Origin of the sequence: Candidatus Accumulibacter sp. ACC007 (genome assembly GCF_907163205.1) — a bacterium.
Lineage (GTDB): Bacteria > Pseudomonadota > Gammaproteobacteria > Burkholderiales > Rhodocyclaceae > Accumulibacter > Accumulibacter regalis.
Window position 1 is genome coordinate 76,577 of sequence record NZ_CAJQUD010000011.1, and the last position, 22,034, is coordinate 98,610.

Consider the following 22,034-nt stretch of genomic DNA (forward strand, 5'->3'; position numbering starts at 1 on the left):
ATTCATATGGCGCAAACAAGTGTTGCCCAATTTGCTACCCAACTGAAGATGGCGGAGGGTGTCCTGCTCGAGCAGCTGCGCCGTGCCGGCGTGGCCAAGAGCGAGGCCGACGAGTTGCTCTCCGAGCAGGACAAATCCAGACTTCTGGAGTACCTGCGGCGCTCTCATGGTGGTGACGCCAAGACCAAGATTACCCTGACGCGCAAAGAGACCAGCGAGATCCGGTCGCATGATTCGCACGGAAAATCGCACACGGTCCAGGTCGAAGTGCGCAAGAAACGGGTGCTGGTCAAACGTGATCCGGTCGAGGCGCGACCCGGGGTGGTGGCGCAGCCGGCAATCCCCGCCGCGGGCGAGGAGATGATGGTCGAGGCAGTTACCGTGCCGGTGCCTGCGCCGGTCTTCGAGCCGGTATTCGAGCCGCTGCCTGAGACCACGGTCGCGGAAGTGGCTGTCGAGCCGGTCGTCGAAAAAGAGCCCGAGCCGGTGGTCGAAAAAGAGCCCGAGCCGGTGGTCGAGGCGGCCGCCGAAGAAACGCCCGTCGAGACGCCGGCCGAGGCGCCGGTCGACACGACATCCGAACCCGTCATCACCGAAAAGGCCAAGCCGGCCGGCAAGAAAGCCAAGGCCGAAGCGGGTGGCAGAAAAGTGGTGACGCGGGCATCGATCATCGGCGAGGAGCAGCAGAAGCTGCGCGCCGAGGAAGAACGGCGCAACGCCGAGCTGCGTGCGCTGCAGGAAGCCGAGTTCAAGAACAAGCAGCAACGCGTTGTCGATCTGGCGCGGGCGAAGCAGGACGCCGAAGCCAAGGCCGTCGCGGCCAAGGCCGCCGGTGTTGCCAAGCAGGTCGCCGCGCAGACCGCCAGCGAGCGACCGGCGGAAGACAAGACCTTGCACAAGCCGGCGGGAAAGCCTGCCAGCACCGACAAGAAAACGCCCGACAAGAAAGCCGCCGACAAGAAGGGCCAGTGGAAGAACGAAGGCGCCAACAAGCGGGCGGGGCTGCGCACGCGTGGCGCAACGGGGGCCAGTGGCTGGCGCGACAACAAGCATGGCAAGCGCGGCGGGCGCGGCAGCGGGGTCGACGAGGAGCATTCCTTCCAGGCACCGCTCGACCCGGTCATTCACGAGGTCTCTGTCCCCGAGACCATTTCCGTTGCCGACCTGGCCCACAAGATGGCCGTCAAGGCCACCGAGGTGATCAAGGCGCTGATGAAAATGGGTTCGATGGTGACCATCAATCAGGTGCTCGATCAGGAAACGGCGATGATTATCGTCGAGGAGATGGGCCACAAGGCGTTTGCCGCCAAGCTCGACGATCCGGACGCCTTCCTCCTTGACGTGGACGCCGCCGACCACAAGGATGCGCCGCTCGAACCGCGCGCGCCGGTGGTGACTGTCATGGGCCACGTCGACCACGGCAAGACCTCGCTCCTCGACCACATTCGTCGTACGCGTGTGGCCAGCGGCGAAGCGGGTGGCATCACCCAGCACATTGGTGCCTATCACGTTGAAACCGAGCGTGGCATGGTGACCTTTCTCGACACCCCTGGTCACGAAGCCTTTACGGCCATGCGTGCCCGCGGTGCCAAGGCGACCGACCTGGTTATCCTGGTCGTTGCCGCTGACGACGGCGTCATGCCGCAGACGCGCGAGGCGATTCACCACGCCAAGGCCGCCGGTGTCCCGCTGGTGGTCGCCGTGAACAAGATCGACAAACCCGGCGCACAACCCGAACGCGTGAAACAGGAACTGGTTGCCGAAGAGGTCGTTCCCGAAGAGTATGGTGGCGACGTGCCGTTCATCCTGGTTTCGGCGAAGACCGGGGCGGGTATCGACGAATTGCTCGAGAACGTCCTGCTGCAGGCCGACATGCTCGAACTCAAGGCGCCGAGGGAGTCGGCGGCCAAAGGTTTGATCATCGAGGCGCGTATCGACAAGGGTCGCGGGCCGGTGGCGACGATGCTGGTTTTGTCGGGAACGCTCCGACAGGGCGACGTGCTGCTGGCAGGCCAGGTTTTTGGTCGGGTGCGCGCCATGCTGGATGAGAACGGCAAGGTCATCAAGGAGGCGGGACCGTCGATCCCGGTCGAAATCCTCGGTCTTTCCGATGTTCCCGCGGCCGGGCAAGAGGCGGTCGTGCTGGCTGACGAACGCAAGGTGCGCGAGATCGCGCTGTTCCGCCAGGGCAAGTACCGCGACGTCAAACTGGCGACCAAGCAGGCGGCCAATCTGGAGAATATTCTCGAGACGATGACCACGGCCGAAGCCAAGGTGCTGCCGTTGATCATCAAGGCCGACGTGCAGGGCTCGCAGGAAGCGCTGGTGCAGTCGCTGCAGAAGCTGTCCACCAGTGAAGTCAAGGTCAACGTCATCCACGCCGCCGTCGGTGCGATCAGCGAATCGGACGTGCACCTGGCGCAGGCGTCGAATGCCGTGATCATCGGTTTCAATACCCGTGCCGACGCCGGTGCGCGCAAGGCAGCCGAGCATGCCGGTGTCGATATCCGCTACTACAACATCATCTACGACGCAGTGGACGAGGTGAAGAACGCGCTCTCCGGCATGCTCTCACCAGAGAAGCGCGAAGACATTACCGGTCTGGTCGAGATCAGGCAGGTCTTCCGGGCCACGCGCATTGGCACCATCGCCGGTTGCTACGTTCTCGAAGGCGTGATCAGGCGCAACTCGCGTGTGCGTCTGCTGCGCAACCATATCGTCGTCTGGGACGGCGAGCTCGATGGCCTGAAGCGCTTCAAGGATGACGCCAAGGAAGTGCGTTCCGGCTTCGAATGCGGTCTGTCGCTGAAGAACTACAATGCCTACGAAGAGGGTGACCAGCTCGAAGCCTACGACGTCACGGAAGTCGCGCGGAAGCTGTAAATGCCTGCCAACAAGGGGTTTTTGCGCCGGGACCGGATCTGCGAGCAGATCCGCCGCGAGCTCGCCGAGGTCATCCGTACCGAGCTTCGCGACCCGCGCGTGGGCATGATCAGTCTGACCGAGGTGCATATCAGTGCCGACTACGCGCATGCCAAGGTGTACTTCAGCAGCCTGGCCGCTGGTGAGCAGCTGGACTCGGTTCTGCTCGGTTTGCAGAAAGCGTCGGGTTTCCTGCGCGGCGAGCTGGGCAAGCGGATCAGTATTCACAGCACCCCCCAGCTGCATTTCATCTTCGACGAGTCGCTGGAACGCGGCGAGAAGATGTCCAAGCTGATCAGAGAGGCGGCGGCCATTTCGGATCAAACCGATCCTCCCGAACAGGCTTGACTACCCGCAAGAGCTGGCAGCGCGTCGATGGCGTCTTGCTCCTCGACAAGTCGACGGGGATGACTTCGAACTCGGCGCTGCAAGCTGCCCGACGCCTGTTTTCAGCGGCCAAGGGCGGCCACACCGGCACCCTCGACCCTCTCGCCAGCGGCCTGCTGCCCCTTTGTTTCGGCGACGCGACCAAGTTCGCGGTCGACCTGCTCGCCGCCGACAAGACCTACGAAGCCGATCTTCTCTTCGGCGTCACGACGGATACCGGTGACGCCGACGGCAGCGTCATCGAGCGTCGCCCGGTCGCTTTCGGGCTGAGCGAGCTCGAGCTCGCTCTGGTCAGCTTGCGCGGGCCGATTCGCCAGGTTCCGCCGATGTACTCGGCATTGAAGCGCGATGGCAAGCCGCTTTACGAGCTTGCCCGCCAGGGAATCGAAGTCGAGCGCGAGGCACGCCAGGTGACGGTCCACGAGCTGCGCCTGCTGGACTTTTCCGGTGATCGTTGTCGTCTGCGGGTCGCCTGCAGCAAAGGCACCTATATCCGCAGCCTGGCCGAGGACCTGGGGCGATCGCTCGCCTGCGGCGCGCACTTGACCGCGCTCCGCCGCGTCGCCGTTGGCGCCCTTGTGGTCGCCGAAGCCGTGACCCTCGATCAGTTGGCGGCGCTGGCCGAAGACGGGCGCGAGCGCTGGCTACTGCCCCCGGACACCCTGCTGCAGAGTCTGCCTGCGGTCACTCTCGACGACGACGCCGCGGCGCGCTTCGCGCACGGTAATCCGGTGGGCAGCGCAGCCGCGCCGGGAAAATGCCGCGTGTACGGGAACGGCAGGCTCCTCGGCCTCGGCGAAGTCGATGGCCAGGGCAGCGTTCAACCGCGGCGGGTGATCGGCTCGGCGTAGCGCCGCCCGGTTTGTGCCCCTACCAGCCCCGACCGGCACGCACTCCTTTCTGCAGGCTCAGAGTGCCGCTTCGCTGTCGTGGCGAATCTCACCGTCGACCAGGTGCAGCCGACGCCTGTTGGCCAGCGCAATCATGTCGCGATCATGACAGGCGACGACGGCGGTGCTTTCTGGACCGCAGAAGCCGTGCACCAGATCGATCGTCTGCTGGCGCGATTCGGCGTCGAGGTTGGCCGTGGGTTCGTCGAGCAAGAGCACCTTCGGCGCCAGTACCCAGGCCCGTGCCAGCGCCACGCGTTGTCTTTCCCCCCCCGACAGTTTCTGCGGCGGTGTGCGCAGCAGATGGCCAAGGCGTGCCCAGGCGATCGCTGCACTGACCAGGCGCTCACGCTGGCTGGCCTCGATACCGCGCGCGCGCAAGCCGTAGGCGATGTTCTCGGCGACGCTGGTATGAAACAGATAGGGCTGTTGATGGACGTAGATGACTTCCCGCCGCAGCCAGTCAGGATACGGGTGCCAGTCGAAACGGTGCTTGCCGAAGTGGCCGCTGCCGCCGTCCGGCGCGTCGATGCCGGCCAGGATGCGCAGCAAAGTCGACTTGCCGCTGCCGTTTTCGCCGGTCAGCACGTAGCGCTCGCCGGCGCTGAGGCTCAGTGTTTCGATCGACAGCAAGCGCCGGTCGGCGAAAGACTTGGCCAGCCCGGCCACTGCCAGCAGGCTCATCGTCGCGATTCCCCCTGAAAGAAGGCGAACGAGAAATTGACGCCGAGGGCGACGACCAGGAGCACGATGCCCAGGGCAATTCCCTGCGCAAAGTCGCCCTTGCTGGTTTCCAGGGCGATCGCCGTGGGAATGTTGCGGGTCACGCCGGCAATATTGCCGCCCACCATCAAAGAGCAGCCGATTTCCGAAACCACGCGACCGAAGGCATTGCAGACCGCCGCCATCAGCGCGAAGCGCACCTCGAAGAGCAGCGTCCAGGCGACACGTGGGCCCGACGCACCGAGCGCCACGGCGGTCTCGCGTGCGCGCGGGTCGGCGCCCTGAATCGCCGATAGCGAGAAGGCGATGAGTACGGGCAGGGCGATGAGCACCTGGCCGATGACCATCGCCGTCTGGGTGAACAACAAATGCAATTGTCCGAAGACGCCCTGGCGCGAAAGCAGCAGGTAGAGCAGCAGGCCGACAACCACCGTTGGCGAGGCGAGCAGTCCCTGGATGACGACGATCAGCGCGCGCCGCCCCGGGAAGCGAAGCGTGGCCAACAGATAGCCGCAGCCAATGCCCAACGGCATGGCGATGAGCATGGCACGCAGGGTCACCGACAGGGAGACGCCGACGATCGTCCACAGCTCCGCATCTCCGGAGAGCAGCAGTCGTAGTGCGGCGTGGGTGGCGTCGAGCAAGCCCAACGAGCGGCCGCTACTTTTTGCCGACCGGCGTCACGAAGAACAACTGTTCCCCGTTGGGCCTGAAAGCGCTGATTGCCGCGCGCCCGCTGGCGCTGGTCAACCAGTCGATCAGCGCCAGAGCACCGCTGAAGTTGATGTCCGGATACTTGCTGCGGCTGACGGCCATGATGCCATAGGGGTTGAACATGCGCGGGTCACCCTGGACCAGGATTTCCAGCCCCGTCCGCGCCTGGTAGGTCGCGTAGGTGGCCCGATCGGACAGGGTGTAGGCGTGCATCTCGCCAGCCATGGTCAGCACCTCGCCCATGCCGAGACCCGCCGCAACGTGCCATGGCTTTCCCTGGGCGGCGATGGCCAGTTCCTGCCAGTAGCTGCGCTCCATGCGCTCGGTCCCGGAATCGTCGCCGCGCGAGACGAAGCGCGCCTGCGTCGCCGCAATCTGCCGCAGTGCAGCCAGCACGTCACCACCGCCGCGCACCCCGGCGGGATCGCTTTTCGGGCCGACGAGGACGAAGTCGTTGTACATCACGTCGTGCCGTTCGCTGCCGTGGCCGGCGGCGACAAAGGCCTCCTCGGCCTGGCGGTCATGAACCAGGACGACGTCGACATCGCCGTTCTCGGCCAGCTTGAGAGCCTTGCCGGTGCCCACCGAAATGACATGCACCTTGATTCCCTGCTGCCGTTCGAACGGCGGCAGGATGGCCCGCAGGAGACCTGAATTGTCGGTGCTGGTCGTCGTCGCCAGGCGCAAATCGCGCGCCTCGATCGCCGTCGACTGCAGGACGAAGAGCAGGATGAATGCCGTTGCCAGGCGATAGACGCTAAAGAAACTGCCTGCCATGTCGTTACCCTTGCTAGAAGGCGATGATTTGAAGCTCAGGATTCACGGCCATCGCCATAAGCTCTGTACCTGGTTGTGACCGGCTGCAGCGATTGCCGACCACAGGCATTCGACCAAGGCCAGCAGAAGCCGGCATAAACCCAAGAACAATCCAAAAAGAACCAGGATCATGCCTGAACTCTATTCTTTTTTTCGCCCCCTGCTGGCCGCTGACAAGCGTTGGGCTGCGCTGGAGTGCTGTTTCGCCGACCCGAGTCTGCTTGCCGCCAGCGAGTTGGCCGCGCGCTTCGTCGATGCAGGTGCGGCGGCTCTGGCAAAGCGCGCGCCACTGGTGGTGTCAATCGAACCGGAATGGCTGCCGGAGAGCGAGTTTATCGACAAATTCGAGCCCGACCAAGCCATATTCGTCCTCCCGGCGAGAGTCCTGGAAGATGCACCAAGCCTCGCTCTGTGCCAGGACCTGCGTCAGCAGGGGCGTCATCTCGGCGTACAGCTCGACCGCCGCCAACTGATCGAGCGCCTTGCCGGCGCTCCTTTCGATTACCTGCAAATCGACGCGGCGATGGCGCGCTACGAACTCACGGCGCGCGACTGGAGCGCCCTCCAACGCCAACGTCTGGGCCGGATCGCGGCAGGCGTCGCTTCCCTGGATTCCTTCGAGTGGCTGGCGGAAAAGAACTTCGAGCTTGCCGACAGCAGATTCGTGACCGTTGTCGACGCCCACGCAGGTGGCCAGCCGGACCTGGCGCGGTTGAAGGTCCTCAGATTGTTGACCCTGGTCATTCAGGATGCCGACACTGCCGAGATCGAAGAGGTCTTCCGTCAGGAAGCGCGGCTGGCGTACAACCTGCTGCGTCTGGTCAATTCGGTCGCCGTTGGCGCCAAGACGCGTATCAGCAGTTTCCATCAGGCGATTGCCTTGCTCGGCCGCCGCCAGTTGCAACGCTGGTTGCAACTGCTCATCTACGCCGATCAACTGACCCACGCCAACCGGCCGAACCCCCTGTTGCAACTGGCCGCTGAACGCGGCCGTCAGATGGAACTGCTCTCCCTGGGCCTGGCCGCGACAGGCGAGCTTGCAGACGGCGGCGACGCCGCTTTCATGACCGGCATCTTTTCCTTGCTCGATATCCTGCTCAAGATGCCGATGAGCGAAATTCTCGGCGAGCTGCCTCTGTCGGTAGAGGTCGGGCAGGCGCTGTCGTCGCGGCAGGGTACGCTGGGTGCACTGCTGGCGGCCATCGTTGCCGGAGAGGCCGGTGAGCTGGAAAAGGCGCAGACACTCCTGGCAGGCCTGGGGATCAGTCCGGCGTGCCACGCCATGGCCCAATTGAGTGCCTTTTGCTGGGCGAGCCGAATCAACGCCGAGCGCTAGTGTGCTGCAGCCGCCGCATGCTGCGATGCGGTAAAATGTGCCGATGATCTATCCACTGCTTCGCAAGTTCTTTTTCGCGCTCGATGCCGAGACCGCACATGGTGTCGGAATGGCGGGTATCGACCTGATCAAGGCCGCCGGTATGGCCTCGCTGCTCGCCCGCCCGGTGGCTCCCGACCCGGTGCAGGTGATGGGACTGGATTTCCCCAACCCGGTCGGCCTGGCTGCTGGTCTGGACAAGAACGGCGAGCATGTCGACGCCCTGGCTGCACAGGGTTTCGGTTTTATCGAGGTGGGCACGGTGACGCCGCGTGCGCAGCCGGGAAATCCCAAGCCTCGCCTGTTCCGCATCCCGGAAAGACAGGCGATCATCAACCGCATGGGCTTCAACAACGACGGCGTCGAAAAACTTCTGAGCAATGTCGCCACCGCCAGGTTCGCCCGCCAGGGCGGTATTCTGGGGATCAATATCGGCAAGAATTTCGATACTCCGATGGAGAAAGCGGCCGACGATTATCTGCTTTGCCTTGACCGCGTCTACCCGGCGGCGAGTTACGTGGCGGTCAATATTTCCAGTCCGAATACGCGCAACCTGCGCGAGCTGCAGCGCGACGACGCGCTGGACGCCTTGCTCGGCCGCCTGAAGGCGGCGCAGGCCAGGCTTGCCGACCGTCACGGCAAATATGTGCCGCTGGCGCTGAAGATCGCCCCGGACCTCGAAGACGAGCAGGTCCGGGCGATCGCGGCCTTGCTGCGTCAGCACCGCATGGACGGCGTCATCGCCACCAATACCACGCTCTCGCGCGCCGGCGTCGAGGGGCTGCCGAATGCCGAGCAGGCCGGCGGCCTTTCCGGTGCGCCGGTGCTTGCCCGGTCGACGGCGGTGCTTGCCAAGCTGGCGGCAGCGCTGGGCGGCGAAGTGCCGATCATCGGTGTCGGCGGGATCATGAGCGGGACCGATGCGGCGGCCAAGATCGCCGCCGGTGCCAGTCTGGTTCAGTTCTACACCGGTTTCATCTACCGCGGCCCGGAACTGGTGGCCGAGGCCGCCGTCGCCATCGCCAGGCAGCGCACGCTGCACATGCCGGGCACGGCCTGAGCCCGGAAGGCGCTACTGACAAGGTGGTTGAACGCTCGCATTCGACACGGGATAATCGCTGCGCCCCGGACTGCGCTGCCAACAGCCTACGCTCACCATGACCCACTACCTGTTCATCATCATCGGCGCGGTTCTCGTCAACAACGTCGTGCTGGTGAAAATTCTCGGCCTTTGTCCATTCATGGGCGTTTCCAGGAAACTGGAGACGGCTTTCGGCATGGGTGCGGCGACGACCTTCGTGCTCACCGTCGGCACCGGTGCCAGCTATATCATCGACCATTACCTGTTGATGCCCTTTGATCTCGAATACCTGCGCACGCTGTCGTTCATCATCACCATCGCCGCGGTCGTCCAACTCACCGAGATGGTCATCCAGAAAACCAGTCCGCTGCTGCATCAGGTGCTCGGTATCTATCTGCCGCTGATCACCACCAATTGCGCCGTTCTCGGAGTGCCGCTGCTGAACATCGCCAACAAGAACGACTTCGTCGAATCGCTGCTCTTCGGTGCCGGCAGCGCCATCGGCTTCTCTCTCGTACTGGTGCTCTTTGCCGGCATTCGCGAGCGCGTCGAAGGCGCCGACGTGCCTGCCTACTTTCGGGGCAACGCGATCGCCATGGTCACCGCCGGGCTGATGAGCCTCGCCTTCATGGGTTTCGCCGGACTGGACCGCTACCAGTGAGAGTCGCCAGCCAATGATCATCACCCTGGCGGTCATGGCGCTCGGGGCCATCGTCCTCGGCGCGGCGCTCGGTTATGCGTCGATCAAGTTCAAGGTCGAGGGCGACCCGCTGGTCGACAAGATCGACGCCATCCTGCCGCAGACCCAGTGCGGGCAGTGCGGCTACCCGGGCTGCAAACCCTACGCCACGGCAATTTCGGCGGGTGAAGCCGACATCAACCTTTGTCCGCCAGGCGGCATGGATGGCGTGCGCAAACTCGCCGACCTGCTCGGCCGTGAAGTCAAACCCCTGGAGGCCGAGGAGAAGCCGAAGCAGGTGGCGATCATCATCGAGGAAACGTGCATCGGCTGCACCCTGTGTATCCAGGCCTGCCCGGTCGACGCCATCGTTGGCGCCGCCAAGCAGATGCACACGGTCGTCGAACCCTTGTGCACCGGTTGCGAGCTGTGCGTCAAACCGTGCCCGGTCGAGTGCATCGAAATGCGGCCGATCAGCGAAAATCTCGACAACTGGAAGTGGAAATACCCGGTGATCGAAATCAAGCCAGCCAAGCGTGCCGCCTGAGGCGAGCGGAATGCTGCAGCGACTCTTCAGCTTCAAGGGCGGCGTCAAGCCGCAGACGCACAAGACGCCTTCGGTGCAGGAACCGATCGCCCGGGCGCCACTGCCGTCGCGCCTCTACGTGCCGCTGCATCAGAGCATCGGCGGCCAGCCCAACCCGCTCGTCGAAGTCGGTGAGCGGGTGCGCAAGGGACAGGTCATTGGCGGCGCCGACGGCTGGCTGTCGGCGGCCGCGCACGCGTCGACTTCCGGTACCGTGCTGGCCATCGAGGAGCATATGGCTGCGCATCCCTCGGGCCTGCCGACGCTTACCGTGGTCATCGAGCCCGACGGCCGCGATGAGTGGATCGCGCGCACGCCGCTCGATCACCGCAGTCTGCCTCCCGAGCAGGTGCGCGAAGCGCTGCGTGACGCCGGTGTCGTCGGTCTCGGCGGTGCCGTCTTTCCCAGTCACGCCAAGCTCACGGCTGCCGCAGGCGTGGCTGTGGACGAGCTGGTCATCAACGGCGCCGAGTGCGAGCCCTACATGAGCTGCGACGATGTCCTGATGCGCGAGCGTGCCGAGGAGATCGTTCGCGGAACGGCCATCTTTCGCGACCTGCTCGCCGCGCAGCGGGTACTGATCGGTATCGAAGACAACAAGCCGGCAGCCGTCGTCGCCATGCAACGAGCGGTGCAGCAGGTCGGTGAAGACTATGAAGTGATCGCCGTCCCGACTCGCTACCCGGCCGGCGGCGCCAAGCAGCTGATTCGCGTCCTGACCGGCAAGGAGGTCCCGGCGAGCAAGCGCTCGACCGAACTGGGCGTGCAGTGCTTCAACGTCGGCACGGTCTACTCGGCGTATCGCGCCCTGGCTTTCGGCGAGCCGGTGATCTCGCGCATCGTCACCCTGACCGGCAATCTCGAACAGCCGCGTAACTGGGAAGTGCGGCTCGGTACGCCGCTGCGCGAGCTGGTCGCGCTCGGCCGGCCGAAAGCCGATACCGACCGCTACCTGATGGGCGGGCCGATGATGGGCTTCGCCTTGCCGAGCCTCGATGCGCCGGTGGTCAAGGCGACCAACTGCATCATCGCTGCATCGCCGACGATGTTCCCGGCGAGTCCGCCGGAGATGCCGTGCATCCGTTGCGGCGCCTGCGCCGAAGTCTGTCCGCACGAGCTGCAACCGTTCGAGTTGTACTGGTTCGCACGGGCGCGCAACTTCGGCAAGACGCAGGAGTACCACATCTTCGACTGTATCGAGTGCGGCTGCTGCAGCTACGTTTGCCCGTCGCACATTCCCCTGGTGCAGTATTTTCGTTTCGCCAAGAGCGAGATCTGGTCGCGCGAGCGGGAAAAGAAGGGCGCCGACGCCGCCAAGGCGCGCTTCGAGCTGCGCAACGCGCGCGAGGAACGCGAACAGGCCGAAAAAGCAGCACGCCTGGCCAAAGGCGCTGCCGCGCGCGCGGCCGAGAAGCAGGCGCGGTTGGCGGCAGCGGGCGAGCTGCCGGCTGCCGCTCAAGGTCCTGCCGCGGCGGCGGATAGGCCACCGGGCGCCGTCGGGTCCGAAGCCGAAGCGCTGCCAGCGGTCGCCGGGCCGTCGGCGCAATCCGGCGACGCGTCTGCGCCCGTCGCCTCTGTCGCCCCTGAAGCTTCCGCGCCCGACGCCTCTGCGGCCCCTGAAACTCCCGCGCCCGACGCCGAAGCGATCAAGAAGGCGACCATCGTCGCGGCGATGGAACGTGCGCGCGCCCAGCGCGCGGCGGTGCAACCGCGCAACACCGAGCAACTGACTTCCGAGCAGAAGCGCCAGCTCGCTGCCGTCGACGCGAGGAGGGCGGCGCTGCAGGCAGAAGACGCGGCGGAGCTGGCGGCGGCGACAGCCGGGCGGGCCACGTCGACACCCGGCGAGAAACCCGGGCAAACGGCCGAATGAGCGATTTCAGCACGCCCCCCTATCTGCTGCAGCAAGGCACCAGCGTTCGCCGCGTCATGGTGCAGGTGCTGCTCGCACTGCTGCCCGGCATTGCCGCCTACGTCTGGCTGATCGGTCCGGGTATCGTCGTGCAGCTGGGGCTGGCGACTCTGGCGGCGCTCGCCGGCGAGGCACTGGTGCTCGGCCTGCGGCGCAAGCCGCTGGCCCTGTTCCTGAGCGACGGCAGTGCCATCGTCACCGCATGGCTGATCGCGCTGAGCTTCCCGCCGCTGGCGCCCTGGTGGTTGATTGTCGTTGGCACGCTGTTTGCCATCATCGTTGCCAAGCATCTCTACGGGGGCCTGGGCCAGAACCCGTTCAACCCGGCGATGGTTGCCTTTGCCGCCTGCATCGTCTCGTTTCCGGCGCTGATGTCGCAATGGCCGACGCTCGGCCTGGAACTCGGTTTCGCCGAGCAGCTGAAGATCATTGCCGGTCTCGCGCCGCGTGTCGACGTGATGAGCGGCGCGACGCCGCTCGATGCGCTGAAGACCGCGTTGAAGCTCTCCAATGGCAGCGTCGATGTGCCGACATTGCTGGCCACGCAGGATGTTTTCGGCAATTTCGCCGGCCGTGGCTGGGAGTGGGTGGCCAGCGCCTATCTGCTCGGTGGTCTGTGGTTGTGGCAGCGCAAGCTGATCAGCTGGCACGCGCCGTTCGGCTTCATTGTCGGCCTGAGCTTGCTGGCGCTGCTGCTCTGGGGGTGGAATCCGCAACAGTTCGCCAACCCGGTTTTTCATCTTTTTTCGGGCGGCGCGCTGCTCGGCGCCTTCTTCATCGTCACCGACCCGGTTTCTGGCTGCACGACGCCGAAAGGGAAGCTGATCTTCGGCCTGCTTGCCGGCCTGCTGGCGTACATCATCCGCGTCTTCGGCGGTTTTCCCGACGGCGTCGCTTTTGCGGTGCTGCTGCTGAATCTCTGTGTGCCGCTGATCGACATGTATTCGCAGCCGCCGATCTTCGGTCTCAAGGGCGAGCCATGACGCCGCCGCTGAAGACGATCGGCGCCGCAGCGATGGCGGTGCGCACGGCCATCGTCCTGTTCGTCTTTGTCGTCGTCTTCACTGCTCTGCTGGCGGCGGTTTACACGTCGACCGAGCCGGCCATCGAAGCCGCGGCGGCGGCCGAGAAAATGAAACTGATCGGCGAAGTACTGCCGCGCGGGCTTTACGACAACGACCTGCTCAACGACCAGCGGCAGTTGCCGGCAAGCGCCGGTCTCGGGCTCGACGAGCCGTCGACAGCCTATCTGGCGCGCAGGAACGGCAGCGCCAGTGCGCTGGTTTTCGAAGCCGTCGCCCCGGACGGCTATTCGGGCAGGATTCGCCTGTTGCTGGCGGTGGCTGCCGATGGCACCCTGCTTGGCGTTCGCGTCACGCAGCACAAGGAGACGCCCGGACTCGGCGACTACATCGACCCGCGCAAGGACAAGGACAAGAAAAGGCCGTGGATCAGCCAGTTCAACGGTCTCTCGCTGGCCAGCGTTGCCGAGCGCGACTGGGCGGTCAGGAAAGACCATGGCCGTTTCGACTCGCTCGCCGGCGCGACGGTCACGCCCCGTGCGGTGATCAAGGCGGTGCACAAGGCGCTGCAGTACGTCGCCGAAAACCGCCAGCAGTTCTTCCCCACACTCCCCGCGGCCAGCCAAGGAGAAAGCAAGTGATCGATCGCGAACAATTCCGCCAGATCCTGGACAACGGCGTCTGGCACCAGAACGCCAGCCTCATACAGCTGCTTGGTCTGTGTCCGCTGCTGGCAGTGACCACGACGCTGGTCAATGGGGTGATGCTTTCCCTGGCGACGATCATCGTCATGGCGGTGGCCAATGTCGCCGTCGCCTCGCTGCGCAACCTGATTCCGCACGAGATTCGCATTCCGGTCTTCATCCTTGTCGTTGCCGCACTGGTGACCGTCGTCGACCTGATCTTCAACGCCTATTTCCACGAGCTGTACCTGGTCCTTGGCATCTTCATCCCGCTGATTGTCACCAACTGCATCGTCCTGGCGCGGGTCGAAGCTTTTGCCAACAAGAATCCCCCTCTCCAATCCCTGCTTGACGGTATTTTCATGGGTATCGGCCTGCTGTGGACGCTGGCCCTGCTCGGCGGCTTGCGCGAGCTGATCGGCGGCGGCACGCTGTTTGCGGGAATCGACATGGTCTTTCCCGGCGTCCACGGGCTGCAACTGCTGCCTGCCGACTACCCGGGCTTCCTGCTCGCCGTTCTGCCGCCCGGTGCTTTCATTCTTCTTGGCTTGCTGATCGCCTGGAAGAACTGGGTCGAGGCGCGTGCCGCGGCGCGCAAGCCCGCGGCCGGGTCGGACCATGGGTCGCCGCTGCCCCTTGCCGACGGTGTCTGAGCAGCGCCGGATTTCTCCCCCTCCAGGGTTGCGGATGAACAGCCAGCAGCGGCAAGAGCTCTTCGCGCGGCTACGCGCGGCCAATCCCGAGCCGACCACCGAGCTCGAGTACGCGACGACTTTCCAGTTGCTGGTGGCCGTCATCCTGTCGGCGCAGGCCACCGACAAGAGCGTCAACCTGGCCACCCGCCGGCTCTTCGCCGATGCGCCGACGCCGGCCGCGATGCTGACCCTGGGCGAGGAGGGGCTGGCCGCGTACATCAATCGCATCGGTCTTTACCCGAGCAAGGCGCGCAACGTCATCGCCACCTGTCGGCAACTGGTCGAGCTCTACGGCGGCGAGGTGCCGCCCTCGAGGGCGGCGCTCGAAGCCTTGCCGGGAGTCGGTCGCAAGACGGCCAACGTGGTCCTCAATACCGCCTTTGGCGAAGCGACGATCGCCGTGGACACGCACATCTTCCGTGTTGCCAACCGCAGCGGACTGGCCCCCGGCAAGACGCCGCTGGCGGTCGAGCGCGAGCTTCTCAAGTGCGTTCCCGCGGAGTTTCGCCAATCGGCGCATCACTGGCTGATCCTGCACGGGCGCTACGTGTGCAAGGCGCGCAAGCCGGAATGCTGGCGCTGCGCGATCGCCGATCTGTGCGCCTGGTCCGGGAAGGCCGATCCCTACGGAGCGCAGCTGCCATGAGCGTCGCCAGCGCGCTGGTCGCGGGCAACGATGCGCTGCCCGCGCTGGCCGAAGAGGCGCTGGCGAAGGCGCTCGCCAGGACCGGCGCCAGCCATGCCACGGGGGTGCTGCTCTTCCTCACCCCGGACTTCTCCCGCTGCGCGCAGCAGACGGTCAGCGCCGTGGCCCGGGTCGCCCAGTGCACCGAGGTCGCCGGTGGCATCGCGGCCGGTGTCTTCAGCGAGCACGGCTGGGTGATCGATCGACCTGCGGCAGCCGTCATGGTCTTCGCCGGCAGCCTGTCGCTGGATCATCGCGAAGGCGGCGCGCCTGCGGGCGAGGCGCATCAGGAAGCATTCATGAGCTATGCCGGGGGCAGCTTTCCGTACCCCTGGGGGGACGCGACGAAGCGGCGCTTCGGCGGCAGCTTCGCTGGCAGCACTGGCGGCAGCGCGCCCACGGTCTGGCAGCACAGCCGCCTGGCGGCAAGCTGTAGCGTGCGCGTGCACGGAGCGCGGGTCGACATCGGCGTCTCGAGTGGCTGGAGCCTGCTCGCCGAGCCGCGACGGATAGAGCGCAGCCGCGCTTACGATCTGCTCTCGCTGGGGGGTGAAACCGCGCTCGACAGCCTGCTCGGCGCCCTGCCAGACGACTTGCGCGAGCAGGGACCGCTACCGCTGGCCGCACTGTCGGCGCTGCTGATCGATGAGGAGAGTGGCGCCAACCGGGACGCTTTCAGTGCCGCTGGCCGGCATTCGATCGCCATTCTTTCGGCCAACGCAGCTGATCGCTCGCTGACCCTGGCCGAAGGGACAAGGCCGGGGCAAAGGCTGGCCTGGGCGATTCGCCGGCCACAGTCGGCCGAGGACGACATGCGTCGCAGCGTCGAGCAACTGGCCGCCGTTGTGGCAGAACCGGTTGCCGGCCTGGTTTTCTCGTGCATCGGTCGCGGTCCGTACTTTCATGGCGCACATGAACCTGAGCTTGACTGCCTGCGCCAGGCGTTTCCCGGTCTGCCGCTGTTGGGTGTTTACGGAACCGGGCAAATCGCGGCCTGCGCAGCGGGCGGCAATCGTTCGCTGCACAATGCCGTGGTCACCGCCCTGATCAGCAACTCGTCCCGGAGGTCCAGTGTTCAATCCCAGTCGTGAGCAGGTACGGCAGTTCTTTTGTGCCGCCTGGCGCAAGCATCTCGATCGCGCCATCCTCGAGGGCGCCGAAGTCACGGCCGCCGATCTGATCGTCGAGCATCCGGAATATCATGCGCTGCTCGAAAATCCCGAGCTGGCGGTCGAGCAGGAGTTTTCGCCCGAGAACGGGCAGATGAATCCTTTCCTGCACCTCTCGCTGCACCTCGCCGTCGCCGAGCAGATCAGCATCGATCAGCCGCCGGGCATACGTGCCGCCTATCAGGCGCTGCGCGGGCGGCTCGAAGTCCATGACGCCGAGCACGCCATCCTCGAGTGTCTCGGCGAGGCGCTGTGGCGCTCGCAGCGCGACGGCAGCGCCATCGACGGTGTCGCTTACCTCGACTGCGTGCGGCGTGCCGCCGGCGCCTGAGGCGCAGCGGGGTGCGGCAGGGTGCGGCAGGGTGCGGCAGGGTGCGGCAGGGTGCGGCAGCGAACCCGGCGTGCGGACTTTGCGCGTAGAATCGACGGGTCGCTTCGAGAGGAAGATTCCCCATGCGCTTTTCCGGCTCCGACAAATACGTCACGACCGGTGACCTGACGCTGGCGGTCAATGCCGCCGTCACCCTGCAGCGACCGCTGCTGATCAAGGGTGAACCGGGTACCGGCAAGACGATGCTTGCCGAAGAGGTTGCCGCCGCGCTCGGGCGGCCGCTTTTCCAGTGGCACATCAAGTCGACGACCAAGGCGCAGCAGGGGCTGTACGAATACGACGCCGTTTCCCGCCTGCGCGATTCGCAGCTCGGTGAGGCCAAGGTCGCCGACATCGGCAGCTACATTCTCAAGGGCGTGCTCTGGCAGGCCTTCGAATGCGAGACGCCGTCGGTGGTGCTGATCGACGAAATCGACAAGGCGGACATCGAATTCCCCAACGACCTGCTGCGCGAACTCGACCGCATGGAGTTCTTCGTCTACGAGACGCGGCAGAACGTTCGTGCGCGTCACCGGCCGGCGGTGTTCATCACCTCGAATAACGAAAAGGAACTGCCCGACGCTTTTCTGCGCCGCTGCTTCTTCCACTACATCAAGTTCCCCGACCGGGAGACGATGAAGCAGATCGTCGACGTCCATTTCCCGGGACTGAAGCCGGCCCTGCTGCGCGAGGCGCTGGAAGTGTTCTTCGATCTGCGGGAAATCCCCGGCCTGAAAAAGAAGCCGTCGACCTCGGAACTGCTCGACTGGCTCAAGCTTTTGCTCGCCGAGGACATCCCGCCGGAAGCGCTGCGCAGCAAGGACAACAAGAGCGCCATCCCGCCGCTGCACGGGGCGCTGCTGAAGAACGAGCAGGACGTCCACCTCTTCGAACGGCTCATCTTCATGGCCCGCCAGAATCGCTGAGCGCTGACAGCCGCTTCGGCTGAACGATAGCCACCATGCTGATCGATTTCTTCCTGCATCTCAAAGAGAACCGGCTGCCGGTGTCGATCAAGGAGTTCCTGGCCTTGCTCGAAGCCCTGCAGCAGCACGTCATCGAGCACAGCCTCGACGACTTCTACGTCCTCTCGCGCGCGATTCTGGTCAAGGACGAGACGCACTTCGACAAGTTCGACCGCGCCTTCGGCGAGTACTTCAAGGGCGTCGAAGCACTGCCCGGCATGGAAGCACTGATCCCCGAAGACTGGCTGCGGCAGGCAGTGAAGAAACACCTCACCGACGCCGAACGCGCCAAGCTCGAAAAACTCGGCTGGGACAAGCTGATGGAGACTTTCAAGAAGCGTCTCGCCGAACAGAAGGAACGTCACTCCGGCGGCAGCAAGTGGATAGGCAGCGGTGGCACTTCGCCCTTCGGGCACGGCGGCACCCATCCCGAAGGGATCCGCGTCGGCGGCAAGAGCGAGAACCGCTCGGCGGTCAAGGTCTGGGAGAAACGCGAGTATCGCAACCTCGACGACAGCGTCGAACTGGGCACACGCAACATCAAGGTCGCCCTGCGCCGGCTGCGCCGTTTTGCCCGCCAGGGCGCGGCCGAGGAACTGGACCTCGAAGGCACCATCGCCGGCACCGCGCGCAACGCCGGCTGGCTCGACCTGCGCCTGCGGCCCGAGCGCCACAACGCCGTCAAGGTGCTGCTGTTTCTCGATATCGGTGGCTCGATGGACGATCACATCCGCGTCTGCGAGGAGCTGTTCTCGGCCTGCCACAGCGAATTCAAGCACCTCGAGTACTACTACTTCCACAACTGCGTCTACGAATACCTGTGGAAGGACAATCGCCGCCGCCACAGCGAGCGTATCGACACCCACGACGTGCTGCACAGGTACGGCAATGACTACAAGCTGATCTTCGTCGGCGACGCAGCGATGAGCCCCTACGAGATTCTGCAGCCCTGGGGCAGCGTCGAATACAACAACGCCGAGCCGGGCGCCACCTGGCTGCGCCGGCTGACCGACACCTGGCCGCACGCGATCTGGCTCAACCCCGAGTCCGAGCACGCCTGGCAGTACCGCCAATCGACGTCGCTGATCCACAACCTGATGGGCGGGCGCATGTTCCCGCTGACGCTCGACGGGCTGGAGCGGGGGATGCGGCTGCTCAGCAAGTAGGCGCGGCGGCTCGCTCGCCCGGGATTTGCCCGCGCCAGTGCCGCCCGACCCCGCAGTGTGTCGTCGGCTGTGCAGACGGCTCGCACCCGTCTTCGCCATACCCTTCGCTTGCCGACCAGATCGCCGACGTTCCCCGCGCGTTCGCGTCCTGAGAACGCGCCCGCAATCCGCCCCAGTGCATGTTGAACGCATGAACCGGAATTCTGGAAGTATGGAAATGAAGGCCGGAAACCCGGCCCTTCCGGCGCCTCCCCGAGGACGTTCCAATGTCATGATCCTTGGAAAACTGGCGAAGGATTGTACGCCTGCGGAAGACTTCCGAAAACGCCGTGCAACTCGATGATAAAAAACAATTAATATTATGTAGTGACGATTAACTCTGGCGGTTATTGCGGGTTTTACGCCACCATCGCGGTTGAAAACGTTTAGCCAAAAATTCTCTGGCCATGGCATTTCATCGCGAGATTCTGTTAATCGCCTAAAAATTCATGTGCGCAGCAGTTATCGGCCAACAAAAATGCTTTCAGCATCTTTTGGATACAAAAAAACACAACTACAACAGCAGTGTACGTAAAAAAGCTGAGCTTTTATACCTTCGTGTGGTTTTTTGATACATGCGTTTAGCATGATATTTTTGGCTTGTCGGCAAAACTTGCGCCGGTTATTGGTCAGGCCAATTTTTATTATTATTTCCTGCGCCTATGGGGCTTGTCAGACAAAATTTTTCTGATAGTCTTTGTCCCTCAAATGCTTTCCGTTGCACCGAAGTCTTTGATCTGCATCTAGAGACTTCAAAAAATTTCCCACCCTTGGAGAATCCCAAATGACTTCGAAATCGATGTTGTTGAGCATCAGTCTTGCCGTCGCCGGCGCCCTTGCTTCCGGCGCTGTTTCCGCACGAACCGAGATCCAGAACAAGGGTTCGGATACCCTGGTCAACGTTGCCCAGTCGTGGGCCGAGCAATACGGCAAGATCAATCCGAATGTGGCCGTTGCCGTTTCCGGCGGCGGTTCGGGTACCGGTATCGCAGCGATGATCAACGGCACCGTGGACATCGCCAATTCCAGCCGCAAGATGAAAGACAAGGAAATCGCCGAGGCCAAGGCCAAGGGTCACGATCCGGTCGAGCACGTCGTTGGCTACGATGCCCTGGCCATCTTCGTACACAAGAACTTCCCCGGCGATTCGATGACCATCACCGACTTGGCCAAGATCTACGGACGCGGCGGCGGAGCGACCAAGTGGAGCGATCTGGGAATCACCATTCCGGGTTGCAAGGACGAGATCGTCGTCGTCAGCCGGCAGAACAACTCGGGAACCTACGCCTACTTCCAGGAGGCCGTTCTCGGTGAGAAGGGCAAGTTCCGCCAGGGAACGCTGGACATGCACGGCTCCAAGGACGTTGCCGACCTGGTCGAGAAGACGCCTTGCGCGATCGGCTACAGCGGCCTGGCCTACGCCACCGATCACCTGAAGGCGTTGTGCATCGCGCCCGAGAAAGGCAAGCCCTGCGTCAAGCCGACCGAGGATACCGCTTTCGACGGCACCTATCCGATCGCCCGTCCGCTGTTCATGTACACCGATGGTCAGCCGAAGGCCGATACCAAGAAGTACATGGACTGGATCAAGAGCGACGTCGGCCAGTGCATCGTGGCCAAGGAAGGCTACGCGCCAATCAAGAAAGTCACCTGCAAGTAAATCATTCTCGATGCCGGGCACGGGGACGCTGCAGTTCCCGTGCCCGTTCTGCGATCTGTTGTCCGTTAGCGCTGTGGGGAGCCGCAACCGATGAGTCATTATGAAGAACGTCTCGAGAGAGACCTGTCCCGAATCAAACAACAAGCGACCCTGCTGGCCAAGCGCGTCGACGAGGCCCTCGGCACCGCGGTCCGCGCGCTGCTGACCGGCGACGACAAGCTGGCCTACGCAACCGTCCTGGGTGATCAGCGAATCAACGCCGAAAACACCAAGCTGGACAAGATGTGCCACGCTTTCATCGGCGTCCATCTGCCAAGCGCCGGGCATCTGCGCCTGATGACGGCGATGATTCACGCCAATATCGCGCTCGAACGCGTCGGCGACTACGCGGTGACCATCGCCCGCGAGTCGGTGCATCTGGCCAAGCGGCCGGACGCGCTGATCAAGCGCGAGGTCGAACTGCTTGCCGGCGAGTCACGGCAGATGTTCAAGCAGGCGGTTTGCGCCTTCATCGACGGCAACGCCGAGAAGGCCAAGGCGACGATGATCATGGCCGATCAGGTCGAGCGGACTTTCGATGTGGTCTTTGCCGATCTGGTCACGGAAGGGGAAAAATTCAGCATCGAGGATCTCTTCGCCTATCTGGGTGTTTTCAACTCGCTCGAGCGCGTTTCCGACCAGGCCAAGAACATCTGCGAGGAAACGGTGTTCGCGGTCACCGGGCAGACCAAGGCGAACAAGGTCTTTCGCATCCTCTTCCTCGACGAGGACAACAGCGTCCTCGGTCCGATTGCCGAGACCGTCGCCCGCAAGAATTTCCCCGAGGGGGGCGAATTCCGTAGCCTCGGTCGCCAGGCCGGTACGACGGCGCCGGAGGTGGTCAGCCTGCTGCAGGAGAGCGGCGTCGATCTGGCCCGCCATCAGCCACGAGCGATCAATCTGAGTCTTCGCGATCTTGCCGATTTTCACGTCATCGTCAGCCTGCAGGGTCCGGTCAAGTCCTACGTCGACAACATACCGTTCCACACCGCGGCACTGGAATGGGACGTCGGCGGTCTGGTTGCGGCCGAACTTCCCGGCGAACAGCAGCGCGAGCGCTACGAGGCGCTGAGTCGCGAGATCGCCGTGCAGGTGAACAACCTGATGACCACCCTGCGGGGCGAGGAGGCCGACTGACATGGCCAACAGCAACACTGTACCCGGCGCCGCTGTGGCTGCCGGGGGGGCGGGCGCGTTCGATCGTCGCGATTTAGACTGGTACGTAGACAAGGCCGTTCAGGCGCTTGTGTTCCTCTGCGGCATCTCGGCGATCGTCTTCGTCCTGGGAATCTTCATCTTCGTCTTTAAGGAAGGTGTCGGCTTCATCTTCCACCACATGAACGTTCGGGAGTTCTTTCTCACGCCGTACTGGTTCCCGAGCGACGCCGACGCCCCCGAATACGGATCCTGGCGCTGATGGCGGGTACCGCCAGCGTCACCGGTCTGGCGATGCTGG

Annotated in this window: 22 protein-coding genes; 19 read left to right on the forward strand and 3 right to left on the reverse strand. The window is 64.1% G+C overall.

Translation table 11 applies throughout. From position 1 onward, the window contains the following. The first annotated feature begins 6 nt into the window (after positions 1–6). From infB to truB, 3 genes are read left to right on the forward strand one after another with little or no spacing between them, the layout of a single operon-like run. The gene (gene infB, locus QZ634_RS20280; protein WP_291991306.1) at positions 7–2,883 is read left to right on the forward strand and encodes a translation initiation factor IF-2; all 2,877 of its coding nucleotides are present in this window, start codon (positions 7–9) and stop codon (positions 2,881–2,883) included. Continuing rightward, positions 2,884–3,270 (forward strand): 30S ribosome-binding factor RbfA, encoded by a 387-nt coding sequence (gene rbfA, locus QZ634_RS20285; protein ID WP_291991307.1) that lies wholly within the window; start codon positions 2,884–2,886, stop codon positions 3,268–3,270. After that, the gene (truB, locus tag QZ634_RS20290; RefSeq protein ID WP_291991308.1) at positions 3,267–4,160 is read left to right on the forward strand and encodes a tRNA pseudouridine(55) synthase TruB; all 894 of its coding nucleotides are present in this window, start codon (positions 3,267–3,269) and stop codon (positions 4,158–4,160) included. Before rbfA ends, truB begins: the two co-directional genes overlap by 4 nt. A 57-nt stretch (positions 4,161–4,217) precedes the next feature. Here truB and QZ634_RS20295 read toward each other — a convergent pair whose 3' ends face one another. From QZ634_RS20295 to QZ634_RS20305, 3 genes are read right to left on the reverse strand one after another with little or no spacing between them, the layout of a single operon-like run. Beyond that, positions 4,218–4,883 (reverse strand): ATP-binding cassette domain-containing protein, encoded by a 666-nt coding sequence (locus QZ634_RS20295; protein WP_291991309.1) that lies wholly within the window; start codon positions 4,881–4,883, stop codon positions 4,218–4,220. Continuing rightward, the gene (locus QZ634_RS20300) at positions 4,880–5,572 is read right to left on the reverse strand and encodes an ABC transporter permease (protein WP_291991310.1); all 693 of its coding nucleotides are present in this window, start codon (positions 5,570–5,572) and stop codon (positions 4,880–4,882) included. The genes QZ634_RS20295 and QZ634_RS20300 overlap by 4 nt, the downstream gene beginning before the upstream one ends. A 10-nt stretch (positions 5,573–5,582) precedes the next feature. Continuing rightward, positions 5,583–6,413, reverse strand: a complete 831-nt coding sequence (locus tag QZ634_RS20305) for a substrate-binding domain-containing protein (protein ID WP_291991311.1) — start codon at positions 6,411–6,413, stop codon at positions 5,583–5,585. A gap of 169 nt (positions 6,414–6,582) precedes the next feature. Here QZ634_RS20305 and QZ634_RS20310 point away from each other — a divergent pair, with 169 nt between their 5' ends. The 16 genes from QZ634_RS20310 to QZ634_RS20385 all read left to right on the forward strand — a co-directional run bounded on the left by QZ634_RS20310 (position 6,583) and on the right by QZ634_RS20385 (position 21,995). After that, positions 6,583–7,788, forward strand: coding sequence for an HDOD domain-containing protein (locus QZ634_RS20310; RefSeq protein WP_291991312.1), 1,206 nt, complete (start codon positions 6,583–6,585; stop codon positions 7,786–7,788). A 43-nt stretch (positions 7,789–7,831) separates the two neighbouring features. After that, on the forward strand, positions 7,832–8,887 hold the full coding sequence (locus QZ634_RS20315) for a quinone-dependent dihydroorotate dehydrogenase (RefSeq protein ID WP_291991313.1): 1,056 nt from the start codon (positions 7,832–7,834) through the stop codon (positions 8,885–8,887). Between the two features lie 97 nt (positions 8,888–8,984). After that, positions 8,985–9,569, forward strand: a complete 585-nt coding sequence (gene rsxA / locus QZ634_RS20320) for an electron transport complex subunit RsxA (protein WP_291991314.1) — start codon at positions 8,985–8,987, stop codon at positions 9,567–9,569. Between the two features lie 13 nt (positions 9,570–9,582). Next, positions 9,583–10,134, forward strand: coding sequence for an electron transport complex subunit RsxB (gene rsxB, locus QZ634_RS20325; RefSeq protein WP_291991315.1), 552 nt, complete (start codon positions 9,583–9,585; stop codon positions 10,132–10,134). A 10-nt stretch (positions 10,135–10,144) separates the two neighbouring features. Next, positions 10,145–12,046 (forward strand): electron transport complex subunit RsxC, encoded by a 1,902-nt coding sequence (gene rsxC, locus QZ634_RS20330; RefSeq protein WP_291991316.1) that lies wholly within the window; start codon positions 10,145–10,147, stop codon positions 12,044–12,046. After that, entirely contained in the window at positions 12,043–13,068 is a 1,026-nt protein-coding gene (locus QZ634_RS20335) for an RnfABCDGE type electron transport complex subunit D (protein WP_291991317.1), read from the forward strand. The genes rsxC and QZ634_RS20335 overlap by 4 nt, the downstream gene beginning before the upstream one ends. Continuing rightward, on the forward strand, positions 13,065–13,748 hold the full coding sequence (gene rsxG / locus QZ634_RS20340; protein WP_291991318.1) for an electron transport complex subunit RsxG: 684 nt from the start codon (positions 13,065–13,067) through the stop codon (positions 13,746–13,748). Before QZ634_RS20335 ends, rsxG begins: the two co-directional genes overlap by 4 nt. After that, positions 13,748–14,443 carry an electron transport complex subunit E gene (locus QZ634_RS20345; RefSeq protein ID WP_291991336.1) on the forward strand — a complete coding sequence of 232 codons (696 nt, stop codon included), beginning with the start codon at positions 13,748–13,750 and terminating at the stop codon, positions 14,441–14,443. The genes rsxG and QZ634_RS20345 overlap by 1 nt, the downstream gene beginning before the upstream one ends. 34 nt (positions 14,444–14,477) lie before the next feature. Further along, on the forward strand, positions 14,478–15,131 hold the full coding sequence (nth, locus tag QZ634_RS20350; protein WP_291991319.1) for an endonuclease III: 654 nt from the start codon (positions 14,478–14,480) through the stop codon (positions 15,129–15,131). Then, entirely contained in the window at positions 15,128–16,261 is a 1,134-nt protein-coding gene (locus tag QZ634_RS20355) for an FIST C-terminal domain-containing protein (protein WP_291991320.1), read from the forward strand. The genes nth and QZ634_RS20355 overlap by 4 nt, the downstream gene beginning before the upstream one ends. Further along, positions 16,242–16,670 (forward strand): DUF1841 family protein, encoded by a 429-nt coding sequence (locus QZ634_RS20360; RefSeq protein ID WP_291991321.1) that lies wholly within the window; start codon positions 16,242–16,244, stop codon positions 16,668–16,670. The genes QZ634_RS20355 and QZ634_RS20360 overlap by 20 nt, the downstream gene beginning before the upstream one ends. Before the next feature lie 122 nt (positions 16,671–16,792). Then, positions 16,793–17,635 carry a MoxR family ATPase gene (locus QZ634_RS20365; RefSeq protein WP_043567372.1) on the forward strand — a complete coding sequence of 281 codons (843 nt, stop codon included), beginning with the start codon at positions 16,793–16,795 and terminating at the stop codon, positions 17,633–17,635. Positions 17,636–17,670: 35 nt separating this feature from the next. Then, a complete protein-coding gene (locus tag QZ634_RS20370) occupies positions 17,671–18,840 on the forward strand; it encodes a VWA domain-containing protein (protein WP_043567370.1) in 1,170 nt (389 codons plus the stop codon). An 823-nt stretch (positions 18,841–19,663) separates the two neighbouring features. After that, positions 19,664–20,539 (forward strand): phosphate ABC transporter substrate-binding protein, encoded by an 876-nt coding sequence (locus QZ634_RS20375; RefSeq protein WP_291991322.1) that lies wholly within the window; start codon positions 19,664–19,666, stop codon positions 20,537–20,539. A gap of 90 nt (positions 20,540–20,629) precedes the next feature. Continuing rightward, entirely contained in the window at positions 20,630–21,715 is a 1,086-nt protein-coding gene (locus QZ634_RS20380; protein ID WP_291991323.1) for a PhoU domain-containing protein, read from the forward strand. A gap of 1 nt (position 21,716) precedes the next feature. Then, the gene (locus tag QZ634_RS20385) at positions 21,717–21,995 is read left to right on the forward strand and encodes a hypothetical protein (protein ID WP_291991324.1); all 279 of its coding nucleotides are present in this window, start codon (positions 21,717–21,719) and stop codon (positions 21,993–21,995) included. Positions 21,996–22,034: the final 39 nt, after the last annotated feature.